At 71.7% G+C, this 17,069-nt stretch carries 13 protein-coding genes; 12 read left to right on the forward strand and 1 reads right to left on the reverse strand.

Annotation, left to right across the window (positions count from 1 at the left end; genetic code table 11):
- The first annotated feature begins 60 nt into the window (after positions 1–60).
- From HET64_RS23995 to HET64_RS24055, 12 genes are all read left to right on the forward strand, one after another.
- The gene (locus HET64_RS23995; RefSeq protein WP_215108799.1) at positions 61–1,095 is read left to right on the forward strand and encodes a substrate-binding domain-containing protein; all 1,035 of its coding nucleotides are present in this window, start codon (positions 61–63) and stop codon (positions 1,093–1,095) included.
- Between the two features lie 71 nt (positions 1,096–1,166).
- Positions 1,167–2,402 carry a Gfo/Idh/MocA family protein gene (locus HET64_RS24000; protein WP_215108800.1) on the forward strand — a complete coding sequence of 412 codons (1,236 nt, stop codon included), beginning with the start codon at positions 1,167–1,169 and terminating at the stop codon, positions 2,400–2,402.
- Between the two features lie 13 nt (positions 2,403–2,415).
- Complete coding sequence (locus HET64_RS24005; protein WP_215108801.1) at positions 2,416–3,420, forward strand: sugar phosphate isomerase/epimerase; 1,005 nt, start codon at positions 2,416–2,418, stop codon at positions 3,418–3,420.
- A gap of 289 nt (positions 3,421–3,709) precedes the next feature.
- Positions 3,710–7,429, forward strand: a complete 3,720-nt coding sequence (locus HET64_RS24010) for a ThuA domain-containing protein (protein ID WP_215108802.1) — start codon at positions 3,710–3,712, stop codon at positions 7,427–7,429.
- Between the two features lie 93 nt (positions 7,430–7,522).
- Positions 7,523–8,725, forward strand: a complete 1,203-nt coding sequence (locus HET64_RS24015) for an inositol-3-phosphate synthase (protein WP_215108803.1) — start codon at positions 7,523–7,525, stop codon at positions 8,723–8,725.
- A complete protein-coding gene (locus tag HET64_RS24020; RefSeq protein WP_215108804.1) occupies positions 8,722–10,041 on the forward strand; it encodes an SCO3242 family prenyltransferase in 1,320 nt (439 codons plus the stop codon). The genes HET64_RS24015 and HET64_RS24020 overlap by 4 nt, the downstream gene beginning before the upstream one ends.
- A complete protein-coding gene (locus tag HET64_RS24025) occupies positions 10,038–10,910 on the forward strand; it encodes a sugar phosphate isomerase/epimerase (protein ID WP_215108806.1) in 873 nt (290 codons plus the stop codon). Before HET64_RS24020 ends, HET64_RS24025 begins: the two co-directional genes overlap by 4 nt.
- Complete coding sequence (locus HET64_RS24030; RefSeq protein WP_308370342.1) at positions 10,904–11,743, forward strand: EboA domain-containing protein; 840 nt, start codon at positions 10,904–10,906, stop codon at positions 11,741–11,743. The genes HET64_RS24025 and HET64_RS24030 overlap by 7 nt, the downstream gene beginning before the upstream one ends.
- The gene (locus tag HET64_RS24040) at positions 11,743–12,591 is read left to right on the forward strand and encodes a TatD family hydrolase (protein WP_215108809.1); all 849 of its coding nucleotides are present in this window, start codon (positions 11,743–11,745) and stop codon (positions 12,589–12,591) included. The genes HET64_RS24030 and HET64_RS24040 overlap by 1 nt, the downstream gene beginning before the upstream one ends.
- Before the next feature lie 7 nt (positions 12,592–12,598).
- The gene (gene eboE / locus HET64_RS24045) at positions 12,599–13,774 is read left to right on the forward strand and encodes a metabolite traffic protein EboE (protein WP_215108810.1); all 1,176 of its coding nucleotides are present in this window, start codon (positions 12,599–12,601) and stop codon (positions 13,772–13,774) included.
- Positions 13,771–15,189 carry a nucleotide pyrophosphatase/phosphodiesterase family protein gene (locus HET64_RS24050; protein ID WP_215108812.1) on the forward strand — a complete coding sequence of 473 codons (1,419 nt, stop codon included), beginning with the start codon at positions 13,771–13,773 and terminating at the stop codon, positions 15,187–15,189. Before eboE ends, HET64_RS24050 begins: the two co-directional genes overlap by 4 nt.
- Before the next feature lie 67 nt (positions 15,190–15,256).
- A complete protein-coding gene (locus HET64_RS24055; RefSeq protein ID WP_215108814.1) occupies positions 15,257–16,345 on the forward strand; it encodes a sugar phosphate isomerase/epimerase in 1,089 nt (362 codons plus the stop codon).
- Between the two features lie 67 nt (positions 16,346–16,412).
- Here HET64_RS24055 and HET64_RS24060 read toward each other — a convergent pair.
- A partial coding sequence (locus tag HET64_RS24060; protein ID WP_215108816.1) for a DUF2254 family protein occupies positions 16,413–17,069 on the reverse strand: 657 nt, incomplete at its 5' end.

Here is a 17,069-nt window from a genome sequence, read left to right on the forward strand (position 1 = left end):
CGATACGAACCCCCCGCACCCGCACCTCGTAGCACCCACCGGATGAAGGGTCAGACCGTCATGCCAGAAACCAGCCGCAGAGGGCTGCTGTTCGGAACCGCCGCCGTCTCCGCGGGCGCGCTGCTCACCGCCTGTACCAGCAACGAGCCCAAGAAGACCGAGTCCGCCGCCAAGAGCGCCCCCGCCGACGACAAGCCGGGCAAGGCCGTCACCATCGGCTTCGCCGGACCGCAGGCCGACCACGGCTGGCTCAACGCGATCAACGTGAACGCCAAGTCCCGGGCGGAGACGTACTCCGACGTCACTCTGGAGATCACCGAGGGCTCCAACGACACGGCCGCCCAGATCGGCCAGGTCAAGACCCTCATCAACAAGAAGGTCGACGTCCTCGTCGTCCTCCCCGCCGACGGCAAGGCCCTCACCCAGGTCGGCCTGGAGGCGATGAAGGCGGGCATCCCCGTCGTCAACCTGGACCGCATCTTCGCCTCACCGCAGGCGTACCGCTGCTGGGTCGGCGGCGACAACTACGGCATGGGCCTCAACGCCGGTCACTACATCGGCGAGCAGCTCAAGGACAAGCCCAACGCCAAGGTCGTCGAGCTCGCCGGGATCGACAACCTGGAGCTGACCAAGCAGCGCAGCCAGGGCTTCGCCGACGCCCTGAAGAACTACTCCAACATCAAGCTGGTGGCCCGTCAGGCGGCCGACTTCACCGTCGAGTCCGGCCAGGCCAAGATGGCGCAACTCCTCCAGGCGCAGAAGCAGTTCGACGCCCTGTGGAACCACGACGACGACCAGGGCGTCGGTGCGCTCCGCGCCATCCAGCAGGCGGGCCGCGACGAGTTCATCATGGTCGGCGGCGCCGGCGCCAAGTCCGCGATGGACGCCATCAAGGCCGACAACTCGGTGATCAAGGCCACCGTCCTCTACCCGCCGACGATGGCCGCGTCCGCGATCGACCTGGCACGGGCCCTGGGCCAGAGCAAGGGCGTCAGCGGCCTCTCCGAGATGGAGATCCCGACCTCCCTGACCCTGTACTCCGCGGTCGTGACGAAGGACAACATCGACCAGTACCTGCCGACGGGCTTCAACTGACCGGGACTCCGGGGGATGCGGAGAGCGCATCCCCCGGCCCGTTACCGCACACCGATGAGGAGGAAGTCCGCATGGCCCGTAGTCAAGAGACGGAAACGCAAGCCCCAGCACCTTCGCCGCGGGAGGCGCCGGGAACGCTCGGGGTCGGCATGGTCGGATACGCGTTCATGGGCGCCGCCCACTCGCAGGGCTGGCGCACCGCGGGACACGTCTTCGACCTGCCTCTGCGACCCGCTCTCGCCGCGATCTGCGGACGCGACCGTGCGGCGGTGGACGCCGCCGCGGCCCGGCACGGCTGGGCGGCCGCGGAGACCGACTGGCGGGCCCTGATCGCCCGGGACGATGTCCAGCTGATCGACATCTGCACCCCCGGCGACAGCCATGCGGAGATCGCCATCGCCGCCCTGGAGGCGGGCAAGCACGTCCTGTGCGAGAAGCCGCTCGCCAACACCGTCGCCGAGGCGGAGGCGATGGTCCGCGCCGCCGAGGCGGCCGCCGCCCGCGGGCAGGTGGCGATGGTGGGCTTCAACTACCGCAAGGTGCCCGCGATCTCCTTCGCCCGCCAGCTCATCGCCGAGGGCCGGCTCGGCCCCCTGCGCCATGTGCGCGCCACCTACCTCCAGGACTGGCTGGTGGACCCGGCCTCGCCGCTCACCTGGCGGCTCAAGCGCGAACAGGCCGGGTCCGGCGCGCTCGGGGACCTCGGCGCCCACATCGTCGACCTCGCCCAGTACCTTTCGGGCGAACTGCTCACCGGGGTGTCGGCCGTGGCCGAGACCTTCGTACGGGAGCGGCCCCTGCTCGCCGGGGCGTCCGCCGGGCTCTCCGGCAGCGCCGACACGGTGGAGCGGGGCGAGGTGACCGTCGACGACGCGGCGATCTTCACCGGCCGCCTCGCCTCCGGAGCACTGGCCTCCTTCGAGGCGACCCGGATGGCGGCGGGACGCAAGAACGCCCTGCGTCTGGAGATCAACGGGGAGCTGGGCTCCCTCGCCTTCGACCTGGAACGGCTCAACGAGCTGTCCTTCCACGACCACACCGAACCCGCCGCCACCGCGGGCTTCCGCCGCATCCTCGTCACCGAACCCGAGCACCCCTACCTGGAGGCATGGTGGCCCCCGGGTCACGCCCTCGGCTACGAGCACACCTTCGTCCACCAGGCCCGCGACGTGGTGCGCACGATCGCCGAAGGCGTCTCCCCCGTACCGTCGTTCGCGGACGGCCTCCAGGTGCAGCGGGTGCTCGCCGCCGTGGAGGAGAGCGCCGCCAAGAACTCCGTACACACCCCGGTCCCGTCCTCGTCCTAGGAGGCTGCCGCTCATGCCCCGCCCCTTCACCCTGTTCACCGGCCAGTGGGCCGACCTTCCGCTGGAGGAGGTCTGCAAGCACGCCCGGGACTTCGGCTACGACGGTCTCGAACTCGCCTGCTGGGGAGACCACTTCGAGGTCGACAAGGCGCTGTCCGACCCCGGATACCTGGACACCAGGCACCAACTGCTCGACAAGTACGGGCTGAAGTGCTTCGCGATCTCCAACCACCTGGTCGGCCAGGCCGTCTGCGACAACCCGATCGACGAACGCCATCAGGGCATCCTGCCCGGCCGCATCTGGGGCGACGGCGAGCCCGAGGGCGTACGGCAGCGGGCCGCCGCCGAGATCGCGGACACCGCCCGGGCGGCCGCCGCCTTCGGGGTGGACACGGTCATCGGGTTCACCGGCTCCTCGATCTGGCACCTCGTCGCGATGTTCCCGCCCGTCCCGCCGCACATGATCGAGCGGGGCTACGAGGACTTCGCCGAGCGCTGGAACCCGATCCTGGACGTCTTCGACGCCGAAGGGGTGCGCTTCGCCCACGAGGTGCACCCGAGCGAGATCGCGTACGACTACTGGACCACCAAGCGCGCCCTGGAAGCGGTGGACCACCGGCCCGCGTTCGGGCTGAACTTCGACCCGAGCCACTTCGTCTGGCAGGACCTGGACCCGGTCAACTTCCTCTACGACTTCCGCGACCGGATCTACCACGTGGACTGCAAGGAGGCCCGCAAGCGCCTCGACGGCCGCAACGGGCGCCTCGGCTCGCACCTGCCGTGGGGCGACCCCCGGCGCGGCTGGGACTTCGTCTCCGCCGGTCACGGTGACGTGCCCTGGGAGGACGTCTTCCGGATGCTCCGGTCCATCGGCTACGAGGGCCCGGTCTCCGTGGAGTGGGAGGACGCCGGCATGGACCGGCTGACCGGCGCCCCGGAAGCGCTCGCCAGCCTCAAGCGGTTCGACTTCGACCCGCCGTCGGCCTCCTTCGACGCGGCCTTCGGCGGCGGCGAGTAGCAGGGGCGACCCAGCCCCGGGGGCATGATCCCGCTCACGGCTCCCCGCCCCCGGGGCTGCCTCGCGCTGCCCGGAAACTCCTTTGTCCTGGCGGAAGCAGAAGTTCGACTTACCTCTTGCACAAGGGCTTTCCGTCGAGGACGAACAGGTCTACCGTCCATTTCGTGTACACGACATGACTCGCGTCACCGGGGTCGCTCCCGTCCCCGGTGACGCATGCGCGGCAGTCCCCGCGCGGCACGGCACGGCTACACCCGCCCGTACAACCGGCACTCTCCGGAGGACCTACGTGCACAGAACCAGAAAGCGGCTCCTGGCCCGGACCCGCGTCCGTAAATCGCTCGCGCTGTTCACCGGCGGCCTGCTCGCCGCCGCCACCCTGACCCTTGGCTCCGCCCCCGGTGCCACCGCCCATCCGGGACACCCCGGGCACGACGAGCCCGTGGCGGAGGACTTCCAGCAGGTCACCCTGGCCAAGGGCGCCGAGGAGACCGGCGAGCCCATGTCGCTCGCCGTCCTCCCGGACCGCAGCGTGCTGCACACCTCGCGCAGCGGCGAGCTGCGGATCACCGACAGCGCCGGCAACACCCGGGTCTCCGGCACCCTCCCCGTGTACACGCACGACGAGGAAGGCCTCCAAGGCGTCGGCGTCGACCCCGACTTCGCCGAGAACCGCGCGATCTACCTCTTCTACGCACCGCCGATGGACACCCCCGCGGGCGACGCCCCGGAGACCGGCACCGCAGCCGACTTCGCGAAGTTCGAGGGCGTCAACCGGCTCTCCCGCTTCGTCCTCAACGAGGACGGCACCCTCGACACCGCCAGTGAGAAGAAGGTCCTGGACGTCGCCACCTCGCGCGGCACCTGCTGCCACGTCGGCGGCGACATCGACTTCGACGCCGAGGGCAACCTCTACCTCTCCACCGGCGACGACACCAACCCCTTCGCCTCCGACGGCTTCACCCCGATCGACGAACGCCCCGACCGCAACCCGGCGTTCGACGCCCGTCGCACCTCGGGCAACACCAACGACCTGCGCGGCAAGATCCTGCGCATCAAGGTCGCCGAGGACGGCTCGTACACCGTTCCGGAGGGGAACCTCTTCGCGCCCGGGACGGACAAGACGCGCCCCGAGATCTACGCGATGGGCTTCCGCAACCCCTTCCGCTTCTCCGTCGACCAGGCCACCGGCACCGTGTACGTCGGCGACTACGGTCCCGACGCCGGCGCGGCCGACCCCAAGCGCGGACCTTCCGGCAAGGTCGAGTTCGCCAAGGTGACGAAGGCCGCCAACTTCGGCTGGCCCTTCTGCGTCGGCGACAACGAGCCGTACATCGACTACGACTTCGGCACCAAGGCATCGGGAGCCGCCTTCGACTGCGCCGCCCCGAAGAACGAGTCCCCGCACAACACCGGGCTCGTCGACCTGCCGCCGGCCGAGGCCGCGTGGATCCCGTACGACGGTGGCTCCGTGCCCGAGTTCGGCACCGGCTCCGAGTCCCCGATGGGCGGGCCCGTCTACCGCTACGACGCGGACCTGGACTCCCCGGTGAAGTTCCCCGAGGCCTACGACGGCGACTTCTTCGCCGGTGAGTTCGGCCGCCAGTGGATCAAGCGCATCGAGCAGGACGCCGACGGCGGCGTCCAGTCGATCAACGACGTGCCCTGGTCCGGCACACAGATCATGGACATGGCCTTCGGCCCCGACGGGGCGCTGTACGTCCTCGACTACGGCCTCGCCTGGTTCGGCGGCGACGAGAACTCCGCGCTCTACCGCATCGAGAACGCCACCGGAGGCCGCTCGCCCATCGCCGAGGCCGCGGCCAACAAGACCTCCGGCACCGCACCCCTCAAGGTGAAGTTCTCCTCTGCCGGCACGGCCGACGGCGACGAGGACCCGCTCACCTACGCCTGGGACTTCGGTGACGGCTCCCGGTCCACCGCCGCCAACCCGACGCACACGTACAAGAAGAACGGCACCTACACCGCCACCCTCACCGCCGAGGACCCCACCGGCCGCACCGGCTCCGCCAGCGTCCACGTGACCGTCGGCAACACCGCCCCGACCGTGGAGCTGGTGCTCCCCGAGGACGGGCAGCTGTTCGAGTTCGGTGACTCCGTGCCGTTCAAGGTGAACGTCAGCGACCCGGAGGACGGGACCATCGACTGCACCAAGGTCGAGGTCAAGTTCACCCTGGGCCACGACAGCCACGGCCACGACATCACCACCGAGCACGGCTGCGAGGGCACCATCAAGACCGCCATGGAAGGCGGCCACGACCCCAACGCCAACATCTACGGCGGCATCTCGGCCTCCTACACCGACAACGGCGGTGGCGGCCAGGCCAAGCTGACCGGCAAGGACGCCTCCCGGCTCCAGCCCAAGCACCGCCAGGCCGAGCACTTCGACGCCTCCTCCGGCGTCACCACACCGGGCAAGTCGAGCGCGCACGGCGGCAAGACCGTCGGCGACATCCACAACGACGACTGGATCTCCTTCAAGACGTACGTCCTGGGCGGCACCACCAAGCTCACCGCCCGCGTCTCGTCGGCCGGTTCGGGCGGCTTCCTGGAAGTGCGCACCGGATCGCCCACCGGCAAGATCCTCGGTTCGGGACCCGTCCCGGTGACCGGCAGCTGGGACACCTTCCAGGACATCGACATCCCGCTGCGCGGAGCGCCCAAGAAGCAGACCGAGCTCTTCCTGGTCTTCAAGGGCGGCGACGGAGCGCTCTACGACGTCGACGACTTCGAACTGTCCAACACCCCCGTCGACAAGACGGCCAAGCGCGTCCTGGTCTTCTCCAAGACCGCCGGCTTCCGCCACGACTCGATCCCCACGGGCATCGCGGCCCTGAAGGAGATCGGCAAGGACACCAACATCACGGTCGACTCCACCGAGTCCGCCGCCCAGTTCACCACCAGCAACCTGGCCCGCTACGACGCCGTCGCGTTCCTCTCCACCACCGGTGACGTCCTCAACGCCGAGCAGCAGAAGGCGTTCGAGAACTACGTCGCCACCGGCGGCGGTTACGTCGGCATCCACGCGGCCGCCGACACCGAGTACGACTGGGAGTTCTACGGCGGCCTCGTCGGCGCCTACTTCGACTCCCACCCGCAGATCCAGCCCGCCACCGTCCGCGTCGAGGACCACGACCACCCCGCGACCGCCCACCTGGACGAGGAGTGGCAGCGCACCGACGAGTGGTACAACTACGGCACCAACCCCCGGGACAAGGCCAAGGTCCTCGCCACACTGGACGAGACCACCTACACCGGCGGCAACATGAAGGGCGATCACCCGATCTCCTGGTGCCAGACCTACGAGGGCGGCCGCTCCTTCTACACCGGCCTCGGCCACACCAAGGAGTCCTACGCCGAGCCGGCCTTCCGCAGCCACGTGCTGGGCGGCCTGCGCTACGCCACCGGCCAGGTCAAGGCCGACTGCAAGCCGGACAAGGACTACCGGCCCATCTTCAACGGCAAGACGCTGGAAGGCTGGAAGCAGGCGGGCCCGGGGAAGTTCTCCGTCAGCGACGGCGCCCTGCACTCCGAGGGCGGCATGGGCCTGCTCACCTACCAGGCCAAGGAGCTGAAGTCGTACTCGCTGAAGCTCGACTGGAAGATGACCGGCGACGACAACTCCGGAATCTTCGTGGGCTTCCCGGAGTCCGACGACCCGTGGTCGGCGGTCAACAACGGGTATGAGATCCAGATCGACGCCACGGACGCCGCCGACCGCACCACCGGCGCCGTCTACACCTTCAAATCCGCCAACATCAAGGCCCGTGACCGCGTCCTGCGGCCGCCGGGACAGTGGAACAGCTACGAGATCAAGGTCCAGGGCGAACGTCTGCAGATCTTCCTCAACGGAGCGAAGATCAACGACTTCACCAACACCGACCCGGCCCGCAGTCTGAAGGACGGCTACATCGGCCTCCAGAACCACGGAGCCGACGACCAGGTGTCCTTCCGCAACATCCAACTGAAGGAGCTGCCCTCGCAGTAGGGCGGCCGCCTCTGCCGACGACGGGCGGGGGAAGCACACACCTTCCCCCGCCCGTCGTCCTCCACCCCCGACATCCCCCCAGGGAGGCAGCCCGTGACCGCACGCGCCGATCGTCAAGGCCGAACCGACGCCCCAGGCCGCGTCGACGCCCCGAGCCCCTCGGAGGCCACCGGCCCCCACGGAGCCGCGGGCCGCACCGGCGTCTGGTTCATCGGAGCACGCGGCTCCGTGGCGACCACCGCCACCGCGGGCTGCGCCGCCATCGCCGCGGGCCTGCACCCGCCGACCGGCATGGTCACCGAGACGCCCCCCTTCGCCGCCAGCGGCCTGCCCGCCCTGACCAGCCTGGTCTTCGGCGGCCACGACACCCTGGACTGCCCGCTCGCCAAGCGGGCCGAGGCCCTCGCCGACGGCGGGGTGCTGCCGCACGGACTGCCCTCAGCCGTACGCGCCGAACTCGGCGCCGCCGACGCGGAGATCCGCCCCGGCGGACCGCTCCCCGGCGACACCCGCACCGACCAGGAACTCATCGCCGCCTTCGCCGCCGACCTCACCGACTTCGCCCACCGCCACAACCTGGCCCGCACCGTCGTCATCAACGTCGCCTCCACCGAACCCGCGCCAGGACCCGACGACACCCGGCTGCCCGCCAGCTCGCTCTACGCGGCCGCCGCTCTGCGGGCCGGCTGCTCCTACGCCAACTTCACCCCGTCCACCGGCCTGCGCACCCCCGCGCTCACCGACACCGTCGCCTCCAGCGGACTTCCCCACGCCGGACGCGACGGCAAGACCGGCCAGACGCTGCTCCGTTCCGTACTCGCCCCGATGTTCCTCCAGCGCGCCCTCGCCGTACGGGCGTGGTCCGGGTCGAACCTGCTGGGCGGCGGGGACGGAGCGGCGCTGGCCGATCCTGCGGCCGCGGCCGCCAAGAACGCCGGCAAGGAACGCGTCCTCGCCGACACCTTCGGCACCGCCCCCGAGGGCGAGGTGCACATCGACGACGTGCCCGCGATGGGGGACTGGAAGACCGCCTGGGACCACATCGCCTTCGACGGCTTCCTCGGCTCCCGCATGATCCTCCAGACCATCTGGCAGGGCTGCGACTCGGCGCTCGCGGCCCCGCTGGTCCTGGACCTGGCCCGGCTGCTCGCCCGCGCCCACGAGAAGGGGATCAGCGGCCCCCTGCCGGAGCTCGGCTTCTACTTCAAGGACCCGGACGGCGGCACATCGGCGGCACTCGCCGAGCAGTACGCCACGTTGCTCACCTTCGCCGAGCGGCTGCGGGACCAGGCGTGAGGTGGCGACGGGACGCCCTCCTGGCCGCTCTCGCCCCGGCCCTGTCGGTACTCCCGGCCGGGCGGCGCAACGCTGTGGCACGCGGCGTGGGAACGACCGCCGTGACCGATGATCGTCTGTCCGGTGCCGGCGGGACTGCGCCCGCACCGGACAGGCTCCCCTCTCCCCCCACGGGCCGGAACGGGGACCGGGGAGCGGACGCCGGCCCGGCCCGGTCCGACCGGGGCGCGCCCCGGGAGCGGCTGCGGGCCTGGGCGGAACTGCTGCGGGTCTCCGCCCTGTTCTCCGTGCCCGGGGACGCCCTGGCGGGCGCGGCCGCGGTGGGCCGCCGGCCCGGCCGGGGCACCGCCCTGGCGATCGGCGCGTCCCTGTGCCTGTACGAGGCCGGGATGGCCCTCAACGACTGGGCCGACCGCGACGAGGACGCCGTGGACCGCCCGCACCGCCCGATCCCCTCGGGCCGGATCAGCCCCGCGGCGGCCCTGGGCGCGGCCGGGGTGCTGACCGCTGCGGGCCTCGCCCTGGCGGCCCGGGCCGGCCGACCCGCGCTGACCGTCGCCACGGGCCTGGCCGCCACGGTCTGGGCCTACGACCTGCGCCTGAAGCACACGAAGGCGGGCCCGGCGGCCATGGCGGCGGCCCGCTCGCTGGACCTGCTGCTGGGCGCGACGGCCACGGCGACGGTGACCGGGGCCGGCACGCCGGGTGGGGGAGGCCGGCCCGACAACGTTGCCGGAGCGGCGGCCCCGGCAGGGCCGCGCGGCGGCCTGACCTCATCCCTGCCGGCCCTGCCCGCCGCCCTGGTGCTCGGGGCCCACACCTACGGCGTCACCGCCGTATCGCGCCATGAGACGCAGGGGGGTTCCACCGGCACCCCGCTCGCGGTGCTGGCCACGACGACGGCACTCGCGGCAGCGGTGCTGCGGGAGCCCCGGGGACAGACCCCGGGCCGGCCCGGTGCGACGAGGCCCGACACCAACTCCGAGGTCAACGCTGACGCCGAGGCCAACGCCTACGCCGTCGCCGTGGCGCGGCGTCTCGGCGCCGGTCCGCTCGGAAAGGTCACCGACCCCGTCCGGCTCCTGGTCATCGCGCTCACCGGCGCCTACCTCCGTACCGCCGGGCCGCCCCTCCTGCACGCCGCGCTCAACCCGTCCCCGCCGCTGACCCAGCGCGCGGTCGGCGGAGGCATCCGGGCCATGATCCCGCTCCAGGCCGCTCTCGCCGCCCGCGCCGGGGCGCCCGTCACCGGTCTCGCCGTCATGGGCCTCGTCCCCCTCGCCCGCAGCGTCTCCCGGAAGGTGAGCCTCACATGACCCTCCACCTCGGATACGGCACCAACGGGCTCACCGACCTCCGCCTCGACGACGCCCTCGGGCTGCTCGCCGACCTCGGCTACGAGGGTGTCGGCCTGACCCTCGACCACATGCACCTGGACCCCATGGCCCCGGACCTCTCCGAGCGCACCCGCCAGGTCCGGCGCCGGCTCACCTCCCTCGGGCTCCGGGTCACCGTGGAGACCGGCGCCCGCTACGTCCTCGACCCGCGCCGCAAGCACGGCCCCTCCCTCCTCGACCCGGACCCCGACGCCCGGGCCGCCCGCACCGCGCTGCTGGTCCGCGCCGTCGACGTGGCCGCCGAACTCGGCGCACACGCCGTCCACTGCTTCAGCGGCGTCACCCCGCCCGACACCTCGCCGGACACCGCGTGGAAACGGCTCACCGAAGCGCTCGCCCCCGTACTCGAAGCCGCCGACCGGTCCGGCATTCCCCTCGCCATCGAGCCCGAACCCGGTCACCTCCTCGCCACCCTCGCCGACTTCCACCACCTGCGCGCCCTGCTCGGCGACCCGGGCCCGCTCGGCCTCACCCTCGACATCGGCCACTGCCAGTGCCTGGAGGAGGAGACACCCCTGGAGTGCGTCAAGCAGTCCGCCCCCTGGCTCCGGCACGTCCAGATCGAGGACATGCGGCGCGGAGTCCACGAACACCTCCCGTTCGGCGAGGGGGAGATCGACTTCCCACCCCTGCTCGCCGCCCTGGCCGCATCGGACTACCGGGGCCTCACCGTCGTCGAACTGCCCCGCCACTCCCACGCGGGCCCCGAACTGGCCCGCACCTCGATCGACTTCCTGCGCGACGCCATGACGCGCGGTACCGCACCCCAGGGAGCCGCCCCGTGCTGAAGTCCCGCGAGGAACTCGACGCCGAACTCGGCGGAGCCGCCCGGACCTGGCTCGACGAGGCGCTGGCCGAGGCCGCCCACGACGCCGCCACGCCCGACGCCCCCGGCCCGTACACCTCCCCGCCGTGGGAGCTGCGCTACGCCGCCGCCGGCCGGCACTGCGGACGGGAGCACGCCGACTCCGTACGCTCCCTCCTGCTCGTCGAGGCACGCGCCACGCTGCCCTCCGTCACCCGGCTCTACGAACAGGGCGCCGCCGCCGAACGCCGCGCCGTCCTGCTCACCCTGCACCGCCTCGACCTCGGCGACACCGCCCTTCCGCTCGTCGAGGACGCCCTGCGCGCCAACGACACCCGGCTGGTCGCCGCGGCCGTCGGCCCCTACGCCGCCGACCACCTGGACCCGCACGCCTGGCGGCACGCCGTACTGAAGTGCCTGTTCACCGAAGTGCCGATCACGGCCGTGGCCCGACTCGGCGAACGAGCCACGGGGGACGCCGAACTCGCACGCATGCTCGGCGACTTCGCCGCCGAACGCACCGCCGCCGGCCGCGCCGTCCCCGAAGACCTGCGCACGGTCCTAGGGCATGTCCGGCGGATCAGGACCGGGTCCACGACGCCTGGCACGGCACTTCGCGGCGTTGCCGATACGCCCGAATCGCTCCGCGACGAGGACGTTCCAGCGCCTCGCGATGCGCCGCACCAGGCGCCGGGGCGTGTCCGGCCCTCATCCACCGGACACGCCCTGTCCCTCACCGCCCCGGCCGGCGAGGGCGCCCACCAGGGCCCACCGACCGCAGCTCCCGCAGCCCCCGCCCCCACGGAGGAGTCCTGATGCGCATCTTCGACCCCCACATCCACATGACCTCCCGCACCACCGACGACTATCAGGCGATGTACGACGCGGGGGTCCGTGCGCTGGTCGAGCCCTCCTTCTGGCTCGGGCAGCCCCGCACCTCGCCCGCCAGCTTCTTCGACTACTTCGACGCGCTCCTCGGCTGGGAGCCCTTCCGCGCCTCGCAGTACGGCATCGCGCACCACTGCACGCTCGCCCTCAACCCCAAGGAGGCGAACGACCCCCGCTGCACCCCCGTCCTGGACGCGCTGCCCCGCTACCTCGAAAAGGACGGGGTCGTCGCCGTCGGCGAGATCGGCTACGACTCCATGACCCCGGCCGAGGACCACGCCCTGGCCGCCCAGCTCCAGCTCGCCGCCGACCACGGGCTGCCGGCCCTCGTCCACACCCCGCACCGCGACAAGCTCGCCGGTCTGCACCGCACCATCGACGTCATCCGCGAATCGAACCTCCCCCCGGAGCACGTCCTGCTCGATCACCTCAATGAGACAACGGTAAAGGCCGCCACCGACAGCGGCTGCTGGGCCGGATTCTCCATCTATCCGGACACCAAGATGGACGAGGACCGGATGGTCACCATCCTCCAGAGCCACGGCACCGAGAAGATGATCGTCAACTCGGCAGCCGACTGGGGAAAGAGCGACCCCCTCAAGACCCGCAAGGTCGCCGACGCCATGCTGAAGGCCGGCTTCACCGAGGACGACGTCGACCAGGTGCTGTGGCGCAACCCGGTCGCCTTCTACGGCCAGAGCGGCCGCCTCCACCTCGACGTCCCGGCCCCCGATCCACTCCACGAGGGCAACTCCATCCTGCGCGGCGGGGAGTGAGGCGGCCATGCGCTTCCGCCACCCGGACGGCTCGACGGTCCACCTCTCGTACTGCACCAACGTCCACCCCGCCGAAACCCTGGACGGTGTCCGCGCCCAACTCCGGGACCACTGCGAGCCCGTCCGCCGCCGACTCGGCCGGGACCGGCTGGGCATCGGCCTCTGGCTCGCCCGGGACGCGGCCCGGGCCCTGATCAACGACCCCGCCGAACTCCGCGCACTGCGCGCCGAACTCGACAGCCGCGGCCTGGAAGTGGTCACCCTCAACGGCTTCCCCTACGAGGGATTCGGCGCCGACGAGGTCAAGTACCGGGTCTACCGACCGGACTGGACCGAACCCGACCGTCTCGCCCACACCACCGACCTCGCCCGCCTCCTGGCGTCCCTCCTCCCGGACGACGCCACCGAAGGCACCATCTCCACCCTGCCGCTCGCCTGGCGCACCCCCTACGACGGCGACCCCGAGGCGGCCCGCACCGCACGCGCCGCCCTCACCACACTCGCCCAGCGCCTCGACGCCCTGGCCGAGATGACCGGCAAGTCCATCCGCGTCGGCCTCGAACCGGAACCGGGCTGCACGGTCGAGACGACCGCCGACGCCATCGCCCCGCTCACCGACGTGGCCCACGACCGGATCGGGATCTGCGTCGACACCTGCCACCTCGCGACCTCGTTCGAGGACCCCGCAACCGCACTCGACGCCCTGGCCGCCGCCGGCGTCCGCGTCGTCAAGTCCCAGCTCTCCGCGGCCCTGCACGCCGAGCACCCCCACCTGCCCGAGGTCCGCACCGCGCTCGCCGCGTTCGCCGAACCCCGCTTCCTGCACCAGACCCGCACCCGCACCGCCGCCGGCCTGCGCGGCACCGACGACCTCGACGAAGCCGTCACCGGCCGGGCACTGCCCGACTCCACCCCCTGGCGTGCCCACTTCCACGTACCGCTCCACGCCCCCCCGGCGCCCCCGCTGACCTCGACGCTGCCCGTGCTCCGCGACACGCTCGCCCGGCTCGTCGGCGGCCCCGTGCCCCTGACCCGGCACCTGGAGGTGGAGACGTACACCTGGCAGGCGCTGCCCGCCCAACTGCGCCCCCGCACCCGTACCCAGCTCGCCGACGGCATCGCCGCCGAACTCACCCTCGCCCGCGACCTCCTGGTCGACCTCGGCCTCAAGGAACTGCCATGAGCGCTCCCGAACCCGGCACGGAAACCGCACAGGAGACCGGCGGCCCCACCCCGCTCCTGGTCCTCGACGTCGTCGGCCTCACCCCACAGCTCCTGGCCCACATGCCGAACCTCCGGGCGATGGGGGAGCAGGGCGCGCAGGCACCGCTGTCCACCGTGCTGCCGGCCGTCACCTGCGCGGCCCAGTCGACCTTCCTCACCGGCACGATGCCCGCCGAACACGGCATCGTCGCCAACGGCTGGTACTTCCGCGAGCTCGGCGACGTCCTGCTGTGGCGCCAGCACAACGGACTCGTCGAGGGCGACAAACTGTGGGACGCGGCCCGCCGCGCCCACCCCGGCTACACCGTCGCCAACATCTGCTGGTGGTACGCGATGGGCGCCGACACCGACTGGACGGTCACCCCGCGCCCCGTCTACTACGCCGACGGCCGCAAGGAACCCGACTGCTACACCCGGCCCCCCGCCCTGCACGACGAACTCACCGACAAGCTCGGCACCTTCCCCCTCTTCCACTTCTGGGGCCCCGGCGCCGACCTCGTCTCCTCCCAGTGGATCATCGACGCCACCCGGCACATCATCGCCACCCGCACCCCCGACCTCGCCCTCTGCTACCTGCCCCACCTCGACTACGACCTCCAGCGCTTCGGCCCCGACGACCCCCGCTCGCACCGGGCCGCCGCCGACCTGGACCGGGCGATCGCTCCCATGCTGGCCGACGCGCGCGCCGAGGGACGCACCGTCGTCGCCCTCTCCGAGTACGGCATCACCCGCGTCGACCGGCCCGTCGACATCAACCGCGCGCTGCGCCGGGCGGGCCTCCTGGAGGTCCACACCCAGGACGGCATGGAATACCTGGACCCGATGACCTCCCGGGCCTTCGCCGTCGCCGACCACCAGCTCGCCCACATCTACGTACGCCGCCCCGAGGACCTGGAAGCGACCCGGGCGGCCCTCGCGGACCTGCCGGGCATCGAGCAGCTCCTCGACGACGAGGGCAAGAAGGCGCACCACCTGGACCACCCCCGCTCCGGCGAACTGGTCGCCGTCGCGGAGAAGGACGCCTGGTTCACGTACTACTACTGGCTCGACGACGCCCGCGCCCCCGACTTCGCCCAGCTCGTCGAGATCCACCGCAAACCCGGCTACGACCCCGTCGAGCTCTTCATGGACCCCCAGGACCCCTACGTCCGGGTCAAAGCCGTCTCGGCGGTCGCCCGCAAGAAGCTCGGCATGCGCTACCGCATGGCGGTCGTCCCCCTGGACCCCTCACCTATTCGCGGCAGCCACGGCCGCCTCCCCGAGAGCGACGACGAAGGTCCGCTCATCCTCTGCTCCACCCCCCACGCGTTCACCGACCGGGTCAGGGCCACCGAAGTGAAGTCCCTGCTCCTCCGGCTTGCCGGACTGCACTGACATTCCCCGTCACGCGCCCGGCACCGCACCACTCACCCCGTCAGGTCAGCAAGGGAGACACCCGAACATGAGCCGCACCTCCAAGGACACCGAACTCGCCCGCAGACTGAGCCGCCGCAACATCCTCGGTGTCGCCGCCGGAGCCACCGCCGCCACCATCATCGGCACGGCGAGCGCCCAGGCCGACAGCCGCGACCGAGGCCAGGGACACGGCAACGGTCACGGCCATGACCACGGGCACGGCCACGGTCACGGCAAGGGCAAGCCCGTCCTGCCGCCCGGCCGCCTCGGCATCCAGCTCTACAGCCTCCGCGACCAGATCTCCACGCTGGGCTTCGCGCCCGTCTTCGCCGAACTGGAGAAGTACGGCTACGACGAGATCGAACTCGCGGGCTACACCCAGGGCTCGGCCGGTCCCATCACCCTGGCCCAGCTCAAGCGGCTGGCCCGGGACCACGGACTCAACCCGATCGGCAGCCACGTCGGCTACTACGACGACAACAACCCCGGCGCGTACACCTTCGCCCAGAATCTGGAGAAGGTCCTGGACGACGCCCAGGCGCTCGGCCTCAAGCACATCGGCACGGCCTCGGGCCCGTTCCGCTACGGCTCCACGGTCGACGGCTGGAAGCGGGCCGCGGAGGAGTTCAACACCTACGGGGCGGCCGCCCGCAAGCGCGGCATGAAGTTCTACCAGCACAACCACGCCGAGGAGTTCTCCTTCGCGACCGACAAGCCGAACGTGCGCCTCTACGACGTCCTGCTCGCCGAGACCGACCCGGACCTCGTCTACCTGGAGCTGGACATCTACTGGGCCTACTGCGCCCAGTTCCGCTTCAGCAAGCGTGTGGACGGCAGCCCCGCCCCGCTCGACCCGCTGAAGTACGTCCTGAAGCACCCGAACCGCTACCCGCTCTTCCACGTCAAGGACGGGGTCCGCGACGAGACGACCCGCGACGGCTACCGCATGTCGGACGTGGGCGACGGGGACATCGACTACAAGACGTTCCTGTCCAAGGTCACCAAGCGCACCCACCACGGCCGGACCTACCACCACTGGCAGGCGGAGCACGACAACCCGGTCGAGTCGCTCGCGTTCGCCCGCAAGTCGAGCGAGCACCTGCACTCGCTGCGCGAGGGCCGCTGCGGCGACTGACGGGTGAAGCCGGGCCCGCCGGAGTCCTTCCGGCGGGCCCGGCGCACCGCTCACCACGGTCCGGCCCCTACCCGATGCCCTGCCGGTCCGGCAGCAGGGCGAACTCCCGGTCGGCCGCTACCGCCACCGTGCGCTCAACCGTCTGGACGAGCAGCGCACGATGCCTGACCAGCGACTTCCTACGGTCCTCCGGGACGAGCAGCAGCAGGTCGTCCAGCCCCGCCATGAGCCGGCGCGTCACCTGGGGACTGCCGGCGACACACCACCGGATCTCCTCGAAGGCGAGGTCGACCAGGTCGTCCCACTCCGGACCGTCCTGCACCAGGCGCACCCGCCCGTCCCGGTCCCGGTGATGGACGGGGCCGAGCGGCAGGTGCGCCACGGCCGCGAGGAACTGCACGATCCGGTCCAGGCACTGCACGGCGGTGGTCGGATCGTTCACGGACGTCGACAGGGCCCGCAGCGCGATGTCCGCGAGCTGACGCAGCCCGAACGCCAGATCCTGGTGCAGGGTCCGCTCCACCGAGACGGAGACCGCGTACCGCAGCCGGCGCGGCGGCGGCACGGACCCGCCGTGGACGGCGAGCACCGGCGTCCCCGGCACCACGAAGTCCCCGATGCGGGGGATGAGCCGCAGCACGACGTCCTGTCGCCGCGCGGCCCGGACCAGCCGCGCCGTGTTCACGTCCCTGTCTCCTATACACATCTGACGCTGCCGACGCGC

This window comes from Streptomyces sp. McG3, assembly GCF_018619185.1.
In the GTDB taxonomy this organism is placed as follows: domain Bacteria; phylum Actinomycetota; class Actinomycetes; order Streptomycetales; family Streptomycetaceae; genus Streptomyces.